The organism is Streptomyces sp. NPDC043726 (assembly GCF_056436565.1).
On sequence record NZ_JBWKCI010000001.1, the window covers coordinates 360,247 to 373,992 of the forward strand.

8 protein-coding genes are annotated in these 13,746 nt (G+C 73.3%); 4 read left to right on the top strand and 4 right to left on the bottom strand.

Annotation, left to right across the window (positions count from 1 at the left end; all coding sequences use genetic code 11):
* Positions 1-106 precede the first annotated feature (106 nt).
* Positions 107-1,288 carry a DUF4190 domain-containing protein gene (locus AC068Z_RS01650; RefSeq protein WP_478551259.1) on the bottom strand — a complete coding sequence of 394 codons (1,182 nt, stop codon included), beginning with the start codon at positions 1,286-1,288 and terminating at the stop codon, positions 107-109.
* Positions 1,289-1,408: 120 nt separating this feature from the next.
* On the opposite strand from AC068Z_RS01650, the gene AC068Z_RS01655 reads away from it, so the two are divergent.
* Together AC068Z_RS01655 and AC068Z_RS01660 are read left to right on the top strand one after the other, a co-directional pair.
* On the top strand, positions 1,409-2,602 hold the full coding sequence (locus AC068Z_RS01655; RefSeq protein ID WP_478551261.1) for a serpin family protein: 1,194 nt from the start codon (positions 1,409-1,411) through the stop codon (positions 2,600-2,602).
* The gene (locus AC068Z_RS01660) at positions 2,599-3,801 is read left to right on the top strand and encodes a serpin family protein (protein ID WP_478551263.1); all 1,203 of its coding nucleotides are present in this window, start codon (positions 2,599-2,601) and stop codon (positions 3,799-3,801) included. The genes AC068Z_RS01655 and AC068Z_RS01660 overlap by 4 nt, the downstream gene beginning before the upstream one ends.
* A 3-nt stretch (positions 3,802-3,804) precedes the next feature.
* Here the strand turns inward: AC068Z_RS01660 and AC068Z_RS01665 are convergent, their stop codons facing one another.
* Both AC068Z_RS01665 and AC068Z_RS01670 read right to left on the bottom strand, forming a co-directional pair.
* A complete protein-coding gene (locus AC068Z_RS01665; protein WP_478551265.1) occupies positions 3,805-5,379 on the bottom strand; it encodes a S8 family peptidase in 1,575 nt (524 codons plus the stop codon).
* A gap of 260 nt (positions 5,380-5,639) precedes the next feature.
* The gene (locus AC068Z_RS01670) at positions 5,640-6,470 is read right to left on the bottom strand and encodes an oxidoreductase (RefSeq protein WP_478551267.1); all 831 of its coding nucleotides are present in this window, start codon (positions 6,468-6,470) and stop codon (positions 5,640-5,642) included.
* A 93-nt stretch (positions 6,471-6,563) separates the two neighbouring features.
* Here AC068Z_RS01670 and AC068Z_RS01675 point away from each other — a divergent pair, with 93 nt between their 5' ends.
* Positions 6,564-7,463: a LysR family transcriptional regulator gene (locus tag AC068Z_RS01675; RefSeq protein WP_478551269.1), complete on the top strand. Its 900-nt coding sequence runs from the start codon at positions 6,564-6,566 to the stop codon at positions 7,461-7,463.
* A 391-nt stretch (positions 7,464-7,854) separates the two neighbouring features.
* Here the strand turns inward: AC068Z_RS01675 and AC068Z_RS01680 are convergent, their stop codons facing one another.
* The gene (locus AC068Z_RS01680) at positions 7,855-10,167 is read right to left on the bottom strand and encodes a DUF4132 domain-containing protein (RefSeq protein WP_478551270.1); all 2,313 of its coding nucleotides are present in this window, start codon (positions 10,165-10,167) and stop codon (positions 7,855-7,857) included.
* Between the two features lie 158 nt (positions 10,168-10,325).
* Here AC068Z_RS01680 and AC068Z_RS01685 point away from each other — a divergent pair, with 158 nt between their 5' ends.
* Positions 10,326-13,745 carry a DUF4132 domain-containing protein gene (locus AC068Z_RS01685; RefSeq protein ID WP_478551272.1) on the top strand — a complete coding sequence of 1,140 codons (3,420 nt, stop codon included), beginning with the start codon at positions 10,326-10,328 and terminating at the stop codon, positions 13,743-13,745.
* The last annotated feature ends 1 nt before the right edge of the window (position 13,746 follow it).

A 13,746-nucleotide genomic window follows, 5' to 3' on the forward strand; every position in this document is an offset into this window, starting at 1 on the left:
AACCGTGGGTTGTGCCATGCAAGCAAAGGCCAGAGAATCACTCGATGTGATGACTTGTGCCCGGTGAGGGCTTTACGCAGGCACTTTCTCCCCGCTATAGCCGCGCTCACACATCGAGTTCGTCACCGCCCGGGCTCTCGCTCCCGCCGTCGTACTCCCCGTCGTAGGCCGGCACCGTGGTGGCGAGGCCCAGAGCCTCGCGCGCGGTGACGGTGGTGGGGCCGTCGACGTACCCGTAGCCGGTGTCGTAGTGCTCGTAGAAGGTGTCCACGTCGTCCGTGCCGGCCGCCTTCGCCCACGCGGTACGGGCGCCCTTCATGTCCTCGACCAGGTCGGCGACCGGCTTCTCGGCGGCGGCCGGCCAGCCGTGTCCCTCCAGGGCCTCGATCTGCTCGCCGAGGACGCGCTCGACGTCCTTCGCCCAGGCCCGGTTGGCGGGCAGGTCGTCCTCGGGGAAGTCCTCGGGCTCCTCGAAGAGCACGTCGTCCACGGTGTTGAGCGCCTCCAGGAGGGCGATCTGGTCCGCGTCGAGCGTGGTCGCGTCGCTGCGCAGCGAGCCGGTGAGGGTGCCGGCGTCCTCGGTGCTGCCGAACAGGCAGGTGATCTCGCGGTCCCCGTAGCGCCAGCTCTGGCTGGACGGGACGAGGTAGTAGACGTCCACGTCCTCCGGTACGGCCCAGGGGTCCATGGCGTACTCGGCTTCCAGGGTGTAGCACCTGTCCTCGGCGGTCCGGGTCACCGAGTCGTCACCGGGGTAGCGTCCGCCGGGCAGCGTGACCACGGCGAACACCTCGCCGTCGTGCCGCCCGGCGCAGGGCACCTCCTCGACGTCGTAGGTGGCGCCCTCCAGGGATCCCGACGGGGAGTCGAAGCAGTCGCCCTTGTCGAGCGCGTAGGCCGTGCCGTTCTCGCTCGCGGCGGCCTTCAGGTCGTCCCAGACGTCGGTCGCGAACCCGGTGGACAGCGTCACCGTCCACAGCACGAGCCCGACCGTGGACAGCACGGAACCGGCGATCGCCATGCCCCGGCCGCGCTCACCCTTCCTCTTGATCTGGGCCAGCGCCACCAGACCGAGGACCAGGCCCACGGCCGGCAGGAAGCAGAGGATGCCGAGGACCAGGGCGGCGATGGCGAGGCCGTTGAGCGGCGCGGGGCGGCCGTAGGGCCCGTAGGGGTGGTACGTGTACGGGGCGTAGGGGCCCGGAGCGGGTGCGTACGGTCCGTAGGGTCCCGGGGGCTCCTGGGGCCCCTGCGGCTGGTGCGGCCCGTGAGGCGGAGGTATGGACACGAGTACCGTGCTCCTGGTTCGGGCGGTGAGGCCGGGACGACGGGGGAACCGCCGTACGACGCGAACTGTCGTACGAGGAAACGCAACGCGCATGGTAAGCGCGGTACGGGTGGGGGTGGAATGCGGGTCACGAATGCCACGATCCGGGCGGTCAACGGGCTGACCGCGCGCTGGGCCGGGGTCGCGGAGGGCGGCACCGTCTTCTCGGCGGCCGGCGTGTGGCCGCTGCTGGCCTTTCTCGCGGACGGCGCGGCGGGGCGGGCGCGCGAGGAGCTGGCGGACGCGGTGGGAATGCCGGCGGACCGGGCGGCGGGTGCGGCGCGGGAGTTGCTCGCGGGGCTGGGGGCGGCGCGCGGGGTGGACGCCGCGCTCGGCCTGTGGACCAGCCGGGCCCTGGAGCTGCGCGAGCCGTGGGAGGCGGGCCTGCCGGCGGACGCGCACGGGGTGCTCTCCGGTGACGGCGACGCCGACAAGCGGGCGCTGGACGCCTGGGCCGCCAAGCGGACGGGCGGGCTGATCGAGCGGATGCCGGCTCGGGTGACGGCCGGGACGCTGCTGGTCCTGGCCAGCGCGCTGGCGATGCGGACGCGGTGGCTGCGGCCCTTCCGCGAGTGGCCCTGGCAGCCGGAGGGCGGGCCGTGGGGCGAGCGCGTGCTGCTCGGGCTGCGGCGGACCACCGAGCTGCTGGACCGGATCGGGGTCGCGGACACGCCCGCGGGCCATGTCACCGAGCTGAAGGTGCTCGGGAACAACGCCGTCGACGTCCATCTCCTCCTCGGCGAGGAGGGAATGACGCCGGGACAGGTGCTGGGCACGGGCGTGGACCTGCTCGGCGACCGCCACCTGGTCGTCCCCGGGTCCCGGCTTCCCTACGGCGAGGTGGGACCCGGCCTGCGCGTGGCGAGAGAGCTGTCCACGAGCCCCGCGCCGCCGACCCTCGACGTCATCACGCCGGCCTACGAGGTGACCGCGAGCCACGACTTGCTGAAGCACCACGAGCTGTTCGGCCTGACGACCGCCCGCACGGCGGTCCCCGGCCACTTCCCGGACGTGAGCCCGACGCCGCTGTGCGTCGAGGCGGCCCGGCAGTCGGCGATGGCGCGATTCGGCGCCCGGGGCTTCGAGGCCGCCGCGGTGACGGCCGTGCCCATGGCGGCGGGATCGGCGATGCCCCGGCTGCGCTGGCGGGTGACGACCGTCGAGGCCGAATTCGACCGCCCCTTCGCCTTCCTCGCCGTACACCGCCACACGCGGTTGGTCCTGGCGGCCGGCTGGGTCACGGATCCGACGCCGTTTCCCGGGATGAGGTGGTGAACCCGGTTCACGCCGTGAACCGGCTGACCGCGCGCTGGGCCGACACCGTGGAGCACGGCACCGTCTTCTCCGCCGTGGGGGTCTGGCCACTGCTCGCCTTCCTCGCGGACGGTGCCGCCGAGCTGACCCGGGAGGAGCTGGCGGAGGCTCTCGGGGTGCCCGCGGATGAAGCGGCTGCCCTGGCACGGGAGTTGCTGCAGTCGCTGGATCACGTCGAAGGGCTGGACTCCGCCCTCGGGCTCTGGACCAGGCGCACGCTGAGCCCCCGCGAGGAGTGGCTGGCCGGGCTCCCCGCAGGGGCCCACGGTGTGCTCGGCGGGGAGCCCGAAGCCGATCAGAAGGCCCTGGACGCCTGGGCGGTGGAGCGGACCGGCGGGCTCGTGGACGCCCTGCCGGTGGAGCTGACGGAGCTGACCGAACTGGTGCTGGCGAGCGCGCTGGTGCTGCGGACGACGTGGGAGGAGCCGTTCGAAGGGGCCTACGGCTTCTGGCTCGGCTCCTTCGGCCGCGCCGGGCTCAGCCGCACCACCGAGGGCCTGGACGCCCTCTCGGTCGCCCGGACGGACACCGGCAAGGTCACCCGGGTCGAGGTGCGCGGCGACAGCGGCGTCGACGTCCATCTGCTGCTCGGCGAGCAGGAGATGCCCCCTGGTCAGGTCCTCGGCGCCGGTCTCGGCTGTCTCTCCGGCGAACTGCGGCCGACCCCCGGCGAGCGGCTGAAGCAGGAAGCGGCGGGTCCCGGCCTGCGCATCTCCACACACGGCAGCGCACATCCGGTGACTCCGTGTCTGACCTTGGACACCGTCGAGTTCGGCATCGATGTCAGGCACGACCTGCTCGCCCGTCCTGAGCTGTTCGGGCTCTCCTGTGCCACCGACCCGGCGTGGGGCGGCTTCCCCCTCATCAGTGACGCCCCGCTCGGCGTCGGCTCGGCGGGGCAGTCCGTGACCGCCGTCTTCAGCGCCGAGGGCTTCCGGGCGGCGGCGGTGACCGTGGCGGGCATGGCGTGGCTGGGCGCGCCGGGCGGGGAGCTGCCGTACGAGACGACCAAGGCGTACGTCCGGATCGACCGGCCCTTCGGGTTCCTCGCCGTCCACCGGGCGACGCGGCTCGTCCTCGTCGCGGGCTGGGTGACGGATCCCAGGCCCTGGGACGAGGACGAGTACAGCGGTCCGGAGGACACTCCGGACGTCATGTGAGCGTCAGAACTGCAGGGCCCAGGCGTCGATCCGCCCGGTGTCCAGGTTCGCGTTGTCGCTGACCCTCAGCTTCCACGTGCCGTTGGCGGCCTCGGAGGAGGCGTTCACCGTGTACGTGGTGTTGATGTTGTCCGAACTGCCGCCGGTGCCGTAGCCCTTGAGCGTGTACGCCGTCCCGTCGGGGGCGATCAGCTGGACCTGGAGGTCACCGATGTAGGTGTGGACGATGTTCACCTGCACGGCCAGGGCCGCCGGAGCGTTGCCGGACACGCCGGAGACGGTCACCGGGGACTCCACGGTGGAGTTGTCGCTGATCGCGTAGTCGCCGGTGTTCTCGAAGCGCGGTCCGGGCGGGGTGGTGGTGCCGCCGCCGACGTAGAGCAGCCGGTTGGGCGAGCCGGTGCCGGGGCTGGTGACGACGTTCGGGGTGGCCGCGGTCGTCAGTGCCGAGGAGACCTGCGCGGGTGTGGCCGTCGGGTTCGCGGCCAGGTGGAGCGCGGCCGCGCCCGCCACGTGCGGCGCCGCCATCGACGTACCGGAGATGGTGTTGGTGGCGGAGTCGCTGGTGTTCCACGCCGAGGTGATGGACGAGCCGGGGGCGAACAGGTCCAGAACCGAACCGTAGTTGGAGTAGCTGGCCTTCGCGTCCGACGAGGTGGTCGCGCCGACCGTGATGGCCTCCGTCACGCGGGCGGGGGACCTGGTCGAGGCGTTGGTGGACTCGTTGCCCGCCGCGACCGCGAAGGTGACGCCGGAGGCGATGGCGTTGCGGACCGCGGTGTCGATCGCGGTGTCCGCGCCGCCGCCGAGGGACATGTTGGCCACGGCCGGCTTGACCGCGTTCCGGGCCACCCAGTCGATTCCGGCGACGACCTGGGCGGTGGTGCCCTGACCGCTGTTGTTGAGCACGCGGACGCCGACGATCCGGGCCTTCTTGGCGACACCGTAGGCGGTGCCCGCGACGGTGCCGGCGACATGGGTGCCGTGGCCGTGGCCGTCCTGGGCGGTGTTGTCGTTGTCGACGGCGTCGTAGCCGTAAGAGGCACGGCCGCCGAAGTCGCCGTGGCTGATACGGACGCCGGTGTCGATGACGTACGCGGTCACGCCCTGCCCGCCCGAGTCCGGGTAGGTGTACGAGCTGTTGAGCGGGAGGTTGCGCTGGTCGACCCGGTCCAGGCCCCAGGAGGGCGGGTTGGGCTGGGTCGCGGCGATGCCGAGGGTGCGGTTCTGCACGACGGAGGCGACGGCCGGGTCGGCGGCGAACCGCTTCGCCTCGGCGGCGGAGGCCTCGACCGCGTAGCCGTTGAGCGCCTTCTGGTACGTGCGCTCGATGTCGGCCCCGTACTTGTGGGCCAGCGCCCGGCCCTCGGCGGAACCGGCGCGGGCCGCCTCCGGCTTGAGGGTGACGATGTAGCTGTCCGCCACGGCGTTGGCCGCTCCGGCGTACTGGACCCGGCCGTCGTCGGCGGTCGGGGCGGCACCGGCGGGGAGGGCGGAGACGAGGCCCGCGGTGAGTACCGCGGAGGCCGCCACGCTGATCGCGGCCAGTCTTCGCCGGGTAGAACGCATCACTGCCATCTGAGGGATCCTCCTCAATCGGTGGTGCGCTGGTGGGGGGAGGTGCGGGCACGCCGGAGTCCGCCCAGGATGGACGTGATCATGTCAACTCGGTTCCTGTGCGAACTCTGTGCACCAGCCGAAAGATTGAGGCTTCCACAGGAATTCCACAAGGGCCCTGCACGGACGTAACACACGTGCCATGCGCCTGTCATGACACGCCGTCACCTCGTACGGGGCCCTTGCGATCGGGGTGGTCCAGGTTCCGGATCCGGTCCTCGTCAGTCGTCGAACGCGGTCGCCCGGGTGCGCTTCTCCCAGGCGACGACGTCCTCGCGCACCTGGTCCAGGTGGCCGAGTACGGCGGTCACCGCGTCGTCGCCGAGCGGCAGCCGGAGCGGGGTCCGCTCGGCCCGGAGCGCGGCCAGGACGGCGGCCGCCGCCTTCGCCGGGTCGCCGGGCTGGGTGCCGTCGCCGCCCTCGACCATGCCCCGGGTCCCGCTGACCTTGGGGTACAGGCCGCTGTCGGGGCTGGCCCCGGCCCGGTCGGCCGCGAACAGCGAGGTGCGGAAGGCACCGGGCTCCACGATCAGCACCTTGATCCCGAACTCGGCGACCTCGTCCGCGAGGCCCTCGGACATGCCCTCCAGCGCGAACTTGGTCCCGCTGTACGCGGAGAACCCCGCGAAGGACAGCTGCCCGCCCATGCTGCTCATCTGCACGATCGCCCCGGCCTTCCGCTCGCGCATGTGCGGCAGCACCGCGCGGGTGAGGGCGGCCGGGCCGAAGACATGCACGTCGAACAGGTCCCGCAGCTCCTGCTCGGTGGTCTCCTCGAAGGCGCCCACATGGGTGCGGCCCGCGTTGTTGACCAGCACGTCGATCCGCCCGTGCCGAGCGAGCACGTCCCGCACGGCGGCCTCGGCGGCCGAGGTGTCGCCGACGTCCAGGCGCAGCGCCTCCAACTGGTCCGGACGGGTGGCCACGAGTTCGTCCAGCGCCTCGGGGCGCCGTACCGCGCCGACCACCACATCGCCCTCGGCGAGCGCGGCCTCGGCGATGGCCCGCCCGAAACCGCTGCTCGCGCCCGTGATCAGCCAGACCTTGTTCATCGGTAGCTCCCCGTGGTCGGTGTCGCATCGACTTGACGTGAACCACCTTGTGGGTGCGGCCGGTTGCCTGTCCAAGACCCACGGTGATAACCGATGGCTATGACGACGGACGTTCATGTGCGGGACCTGCGCTACTTCGTGACGGTGGCGGACGAACTGCACTTCACCCGCGCGGCCGAGCGGTTGTACGTCTCCCAGCCCGCGCTCAGCAAGCAGGTGCGCGCGCTGGAGCGGCAGCTGGGCGTGACGTTGTTCCGGCGCGGACCCCAGGGCGTGACGCTCACCGGGGCGGGCGCGGCCCTGCTGCCGCACGCCCGTCGGGTGCTGTCCGCCTGGGAGGAGGCCTCGGCGGCGCTGGGGGCGGCGGGCGAGGCCCTGGTGGTGGGGATGAGCACCAGCCCCGGGCGGGGCGGACTGCTGCCCGCGATCCGTTCCCGGTTCACGGCCGCCCACCCGGAGACCGTGCTGCGGCTGCGCCAGGTGAGCTGGGACGATCCGACGGCGGGCCTGGCGGACGGCGAGGCGGACGTGGCCTTCGTCTGGCTGCCGCTGCCCGACGCCGACCGCTACGGCTGGGTCGTGGTCGCCGAGGAGCCGCGGCTCGTGGCCCTGCCGGAGGACCACCGGCTCGCCCGGCACGCCGAGATCGACCTCGCCGACCTCTTCGACGAGCCCTTCCTCGCCCTGCCGCCGAGCGCGGGCCCGCTGCGCGACCACTGGCTCGCGGTGGAGGAACGCGCGGGGCGACCGCCCCGGATCGGCGCGGAGATCGCCGGTACGGAGGAGACGTACGAGGCGCTGGTGGCCGGCCTCGGCGTCTGCCTCGTCGCCACCGGGAACGCTCCGCTGGTCACCCTGGGCGGTGTCGTCACCCGCCCGGTACGGGGCCTCTCGCCGAGCCGGTACGCACTGGCCTGGCGGAGGGAGGACGAGCACCGGGGTGTGGTGCGGGGGTACGCGGAGGCGTGTGCGCGGGTGGTGGCTGGGGCATGACGGGGTGGCCGGTGGGTCATGACGGGCAGGCGGTGGCTCATGACCGGGGGGCCGGTGGGCCATGACGGGTGGTCGCTGGGTCATGACCGGGTGACCGGCAGGGGCCAAACCGGGTGGCCGGCAGGGGCCAAACCGGGTGGCCGCAGGGGTCATGACCGGGGGGCCGGTGGGCCATGACGGGTGGTCGCTGGGTCATGACCGGGTGACCGCAGGGACCAAACCGGTTGGCCGCAGGGGTCACGACCGTGTGGCCGCAGGCCATGACGGGTGGTCACTGGGTCATGACCGGGTGACCGCAGGGACCAAACCGGGTGGCCGCAGGGGTCACGACCGGGGGGCCGGTGGGCCATGAGCGGGGCGCCGTAGGGGCCACGGGCGGGTGGACCGTGGGTCATGGGTGGGTGGTGCGTCTGCCTATCTGTCTGCGGATCGTCTCGTCCGTGATCTCCGTGTCCGCGGCCAGCAGGAACGCCTTGCTGAGGATCAGGGAGAGGCGCTCGTCCTCGAAGGGCAGGAAGACCCTGCCGTCGCCCTTCCGGCGGTCCGGGACGACGCAGAGGTAGGCGCCGTCCGGGTCCATCAGGATGTTGGCCGAGCCGAGGTGGATCCGGTACGTGCGCAGGTCGCCGCGGACCACCAGGAAGCGGCCGTCCAGGGCGCAGCGGTCGGCAATCTTCAGCCGGGGCAGGATGCGCGCCAGGGCGTCCCGGCGGGCCTCGGCGGTCTCGGGCAGTTCGGCGACCGAGGCCCGCTCCCAGTACGCCCGCACGGGGCCGCCGTCGGTCCAGTCGGGGTCGGCGGCGATCGAGGTGACGCCGATGAACAGGTCCACGTCCCGCATGGCCTCGCTGAACACCAGCTCGGGCACCTCGGCCAGCGGCACCGCGCGCCAGCCGGTGTCGTCCCTGCGCTCGAAGCGGACCCGTTCCGTCGCCGCGATCCCGTCCTCGCCCGCCTGGTCGTACCAGCCGTGGTCGAAGCCGATCCGCCACTCCCCCGCCCCGAGGACACGTTCCGCCGCCTCGACATCGCAGTCCCAGGGCCCGATCCGGGGGCTCGACCAGCCCCGCGCGCGGAACAGCGCGAACAGTCGGCGGTAGTGGACGAGGTGCCCGGCGAAGCGGTTGGAGTAGAGGCGGGTCTCCTCCTCGGCCGGGGTGAGCCGGTAGGTCTCGCGGAAGGCCTGCTTGAACGGCTGCTGGACCCGCGCTTCGAGCAACAGGTCCCGCCAGCCCCGGACGGAGTCGGCGTCGGCGCGCAGGGGGTGCCAGAGCCGTACGGACTCGCCCTCGGGCACCTCGTCCGCCGTTTCCGGGAGTACGGCCCGCCACTCGCCGGGCGCGGTCTCGATCTCCCAGATCAGTCGGCGGACGACGGTCCGGGCGAGGGGGTGTTCGGCCAGCTCGGCGCGCCACCAGGCGTAGGGGTGGGCGGTGTCCACGGTGAAGCCGCCCTCCAACGCGCGGGCGAGGGTGCGGAGGTGGGCGTCCACCCGCTTGACCAGCTCGCGCAGCTCCTTCACCAGCTCGGGGTGGTCGCGGCGGACCGGCGCCGGGGTGCTGCGCAGCGGGCGGCCGTCCTTCTCCCAGGTCAGCGTGGCGCTGTCGGTGACCGTGACGACGGCGGTGTAGTCGCCTGCCTCGCGGCGCAGGACGCCGTCGTCGGGGAAGTCCAGTCTGGGCAGGCGGAGCGCCACGTCGGTGCGCTCGGCCAGGGCCGCCTCGACCTTGCTGAGCATCTTGTCCAGCTGCTTGGGCACCCCGGCGTGCCGGACCTGCCGGCGCACCGTGCGGATCGTGGTGACCAGCTCGGGCGTGGGGAAGTCCTGGGCGGCGCGCATCAGTTCGTAGAGCATCGCCTGCGAGGGGAGCGTCCGGGCGGCCGTGGGGGCGAGGGCGACGCCGGGGAGCAGCCGGTCGAACACCTCCGGCAGCCACGGCTCGTCGCGCAGCAGCGCCACCCGCGCCGCCTGCCCGATCGTCATGACCTCCCGGTCCGTGAACGCCTTGTCCGAGCGGTAGGGGATCTCGCCCGCGCGGATCGCGTCGGTGCGGTCGGCAGCCGCCTCCAGGGCGCGGCGGGCGAACGCGACGTAGGCGGAGTTGGCGGCCGAGTGGCGCCAGGCCTCCGGGGGCGGCTGGGTGCCGAACGGGTGGTCGCGGTCGATCGCGGCGATGAGTCTCTGTTCCGCCCAGGGAAGGGCGGCGACCACGGCGATCTCGTCCGCCACGATGGGCCCCTCCCGCTGGGCCATGCGCTCCACGGTGTAGCCCAGGACGGCCTCGCCCGCGAGCCGGGCGAGCGCGAGGATGGCGTACGCCTGGCGGTACTTGTCCTCGTCCAGCCGCCATTCGACCAGGCCGGCGACCAGGTCCGAGAGGTCCGGAAGCGGGCCCGTGCAGTGCTCCACGGCGGACAGGCCCAGGGTGAGATCCGCGAAGTCGAACCCCTCCGTGCGCTCGACCAGCGCCTCGAACATCCGGCGGCACGCCTCGGGCGTGAAGCGCGGCTGCCGTTCCCCGGCCGCCCGCTGGATCGCGAAACCGGCCTGCACGGCCGCCTGGGTCCGGGCGGTCGTGCCGTAGGACTCGGCGAGGAGAGTGCCCAGTTCCTCGTCGGAGATCCGGGACAGGTCGGGGAACGGCTCGTCGTACGACGATTCGGGGTCGGTGAGCGCGTTCTGCAGCCGGTCGGCGAGGTTCATCGGGCGTGCCTCTCGTTGAGCCTGCCCGGATCATGGCAGCCGCCACTGACAACGCCGCCGGCCCGGCCGCCCGGCGGTCACTGTCAGTGGGGGCGGCTACGGTGACAGCCACTTGATCGAGAGGTCACGGCCGGGGGGCCGGGCGGAGGGGAGGGGCCGTGCGCCGGACGGAAGCGGAGGTCGGGGAGGTGCGCCCGACGGAAGCGGGGGCCGGTCAGGCGCGCCCGACGGAAGCCGGTGTGGGTGAGGTGCGCCCGGACGAGGATGTCTTCGTCATGCCCGCCGCCTGGCGGCGGCTGGTCCACCCCAGGCGCGGCGGCATCCGCCGGACGGTGCCCGAACCGCGCTCCGACGCCGAGGAGTTGCTGGCCGCGCGACTCAGGGAGGAGTCGGCGTGGATCGAGGAGGTGCTCGCCGCGCCGGAGAGCGATCCGACCGTCGTCGAGGCCCTGCGCGCGCATCTGAACGGCGGTCACAGCCCGCTCGGCGCCGCCGCGCTGGCCCCGCTGACGATGCACTACCAGCTCCCCGAGGGCGTGTTCGTGGACGCCTGGACGCGGGCGCACGGTCTGGTGTTCGCCGCTCGGGCGGTCGTGGAGTACTTCGAGGTCGAGGCCCACTGGATCCAGTACGGCATGCGGCGGGAGGACTCCCGGATCCGCTTCCGCGCCGACTCGGTCTCCGCTGACGGCCAGTGGGCCCGGCCCTTCGCCGACCGGCTGCGTGCTCTGCTGGCCGTGACCGACGAGAAGACCTACCGGCAGGCGGTCACCGTTCTGGCCAAGTGCCGGACCACCCCGCGTGGCCGCGTCGTCGTGTCGTACGTCGTGCCCGGCGAGCGCGAATGGGTGGCCGAGGCCGCGGCGGACGCCGGTGCGGTCGACCCGACGCTGCGCGCGATGCTGCTCTGCTCGCTGAACTCCCCCGAGCAACTGGAGGCTTTCGGCAGCCGCTTCGAGCTCGGCTGGAACGACTGGTCGATGGCCCTGGTCGCCACGCTCGCCGAGGGCCTCGGCAAGGACATCGCGCCCGTGCTGGAGCGGGGCATCGAGGAGGCGTACGGCACCGACCGGCTGCGCACCTTCGCCGGCGCCCTGGTGGAACTGCCGACGGACGACGCGTTCCGGGTGCTGCTGTCCCGCGTCGAGGACAAGAACGTACGGCCGTACCTGATGGAGGCGATGCGCCGGTGGCCGGTGCGCGCGCTGCGGCTGATGGGCGCGGCGGCGACCGGTACGGGCAAGAGCGCCACGATGGCGGAGCAGTTGCTGGCCGCGCACATCCGCACCCACCCCGAAACGACCGCCGCCGTGCTGCCCGAACTACCCGCGCGGGTGGTCGAGTTCGTGGAACCGTGGCTCTCCTTCCGGGACCGGGTGGCAGAGGCGCCGGCGGAGGCGCTGCCTAAGCTGCTGGTCAGCCCGCCGTGGGCGACGAAGCGCAAGGCCGCGAAGGCGCGGGTCGCCTCGTCGCCGCCCGCGGCCCCGGAGCCGCGGGTCGTCTGGCAGCCCGACGAACGGCAGGCGTGGGCCGGGACGACGTCGTGGTACAGCAGCTGGCGGGGCAAGTACGACTTCAAGGAGGAGATCAAGGAGCTGCGCGACGGCGGGCGGATGCCGGACGTCCGGCAGGCCCGGCTGTTCGTCACCGGGCCCGAGGACGTCGTACGCCCGCTGCTCGCCGACTGCGCTCCCGAGGACTACTGGGACGGCGAGGCCGCGCTCAAGCCGGTGGCCGCGCGGTTCGGGGTGGACGCCCTGCCGCTGCTGTCCCGCGCCGCCACCCGGCATCCCGCCACCCTGGGCGTGCTGGTCATGCCGTATCTGAGCGTCGAGGTCGCCGCGCTGGTGGGCGACTGGGTGACCCGGCTGAAGTCGGCGGACGCCATGGGCCGCGCCTGGCTGAAGCGGCACGCTCTGGCCGCCGTTCCGTACCTGCTCCCGCACGCGCTGGGGAAGGCGGGCCCGGCCCGCCGCGGCGCCGAGCGGGCACTGCGGCTGCTGGCGGAGGCCCACGGCGGGGAGGCGGTGCTGGCGGCCGTCGCCGGGGCCTGCCGGGAGGGCGCGGGCGCCGAAGCCGTCGGCATCGTCGGGGAGGCGCTGGCCGCCGATCCGCTGGTCAGCGCCCTTCCGGCCCGGATGCCGGTCGTCGGTGCCTGGGCCGAGCCCGCGCTGTTGCCGCAGATCGTGCTCGAGGAGGGCGGTGCGCTGCCCGTCGAGGCGGTGCACCACGTCCTCACCGTCCTCGCGCTGTCCAAACCGGGCGACGTCTACCCCGGCCTCGACATCCTGACCGAGCACTGCACCGCCGACTCGCTCGCCGGCTTCGCCTGGGGCCTGTTCGAGCAGTGGCGCCTGGCCGGCATGCCCCCCAAGGAGAGCTGGGCCCTGCACGCGCTCGGCTGGCTCGGCAACGACGAGACCGTACGGCGGCTCACCCCCGTGGTGCGGGCCTGGCCCGGCGAGAGCGCCCACCACCGCGCGGTGGAGGGGCTGAACGTGCTCGCGGCGATCGGCACCGATGTCGCCCTGATGCATCTGCACGGCATCGCCCAGCGGGTGCCGTTCAAGGCCCTGAAGACCCGCGCCCAGGAGAAGATCGCCGAGGTCGCCGAGGGGCTCGGGCTCACCGCCGAGCAGCTGGGCGACCGGCTCGTCCCCGACTTCGGCCTGGACGCGGACGGCAGCACAGTCGTCGACTACGGCACCCGGCGGTTCACGGTCGGCTTCGACGAACAACTGCGCCCCTACGTCCGGGACGCCGACGGCAGGCTTCGCAAGGCGCTGCCCGCACCGGCCGCGAAGGACGACCCGGAGCTGGCCCCGGCCGAGCGCAAGCGGTTCGCCGCGCTGAAGAAGGACGTCCGGACGGTCGCCGCCGCCCAGGTACGGCGGCTGGAGGCGGCGATGGTCGCCCAACGGTCCTGGACGGCGGGCGAGTTCCAGGAGCTGTTCGTGGCGCATCCGCTGCTGTGGCATCTGGTCCGGCGCCTGGTCTGGCTGCGCGAGGCCGGCGACGGGGTGACGGCGTTCCGGGTCGCGGAGGACCGTACGTTCGCCGACGTCCGGGGCGAGGAGCTGACGCTGCCCGAGGGGGCGGGCGTCCGGCTGGCCCACCCGCTGCGGCTGGGCGAGGAGTTGGGCGCGTGGGCGGAGCTGTTCGCCGGCCACGAGATCGTGCAGCCCTTCCCGCAACTGGGCCGGGCCGTGTACGCCCTCACCGAGGAGGAGACCCTGGACCACCGGCTGGCCCGGTTCGAGGGGGCCACGGTGCCGGTCGGCAGACTGCTCGGCCTCACCAAGCGGGGCTGGGAGCGGGGGCAGCCGCAGGACGCGGGCGTGGAGCGCTGGTTCCACCGGCGGATCGACGACGACCGGTACCTGGTCATCGACCTGGACCCGGGCATAGCCGTCGGCGCCGTCGACATGCTCGGCGACCAGACCTTCAACGCCGTATGGCTGAACGCCGGCCCGGACGACTACTGGCCGGGCCGCCGCAACGAGCTCCGCTTCTCCGGCCTGGACCCGATCACGGCCTCCGAACTGCTCGCCGACCTCACGGAGGTGACCACCGAGTGAC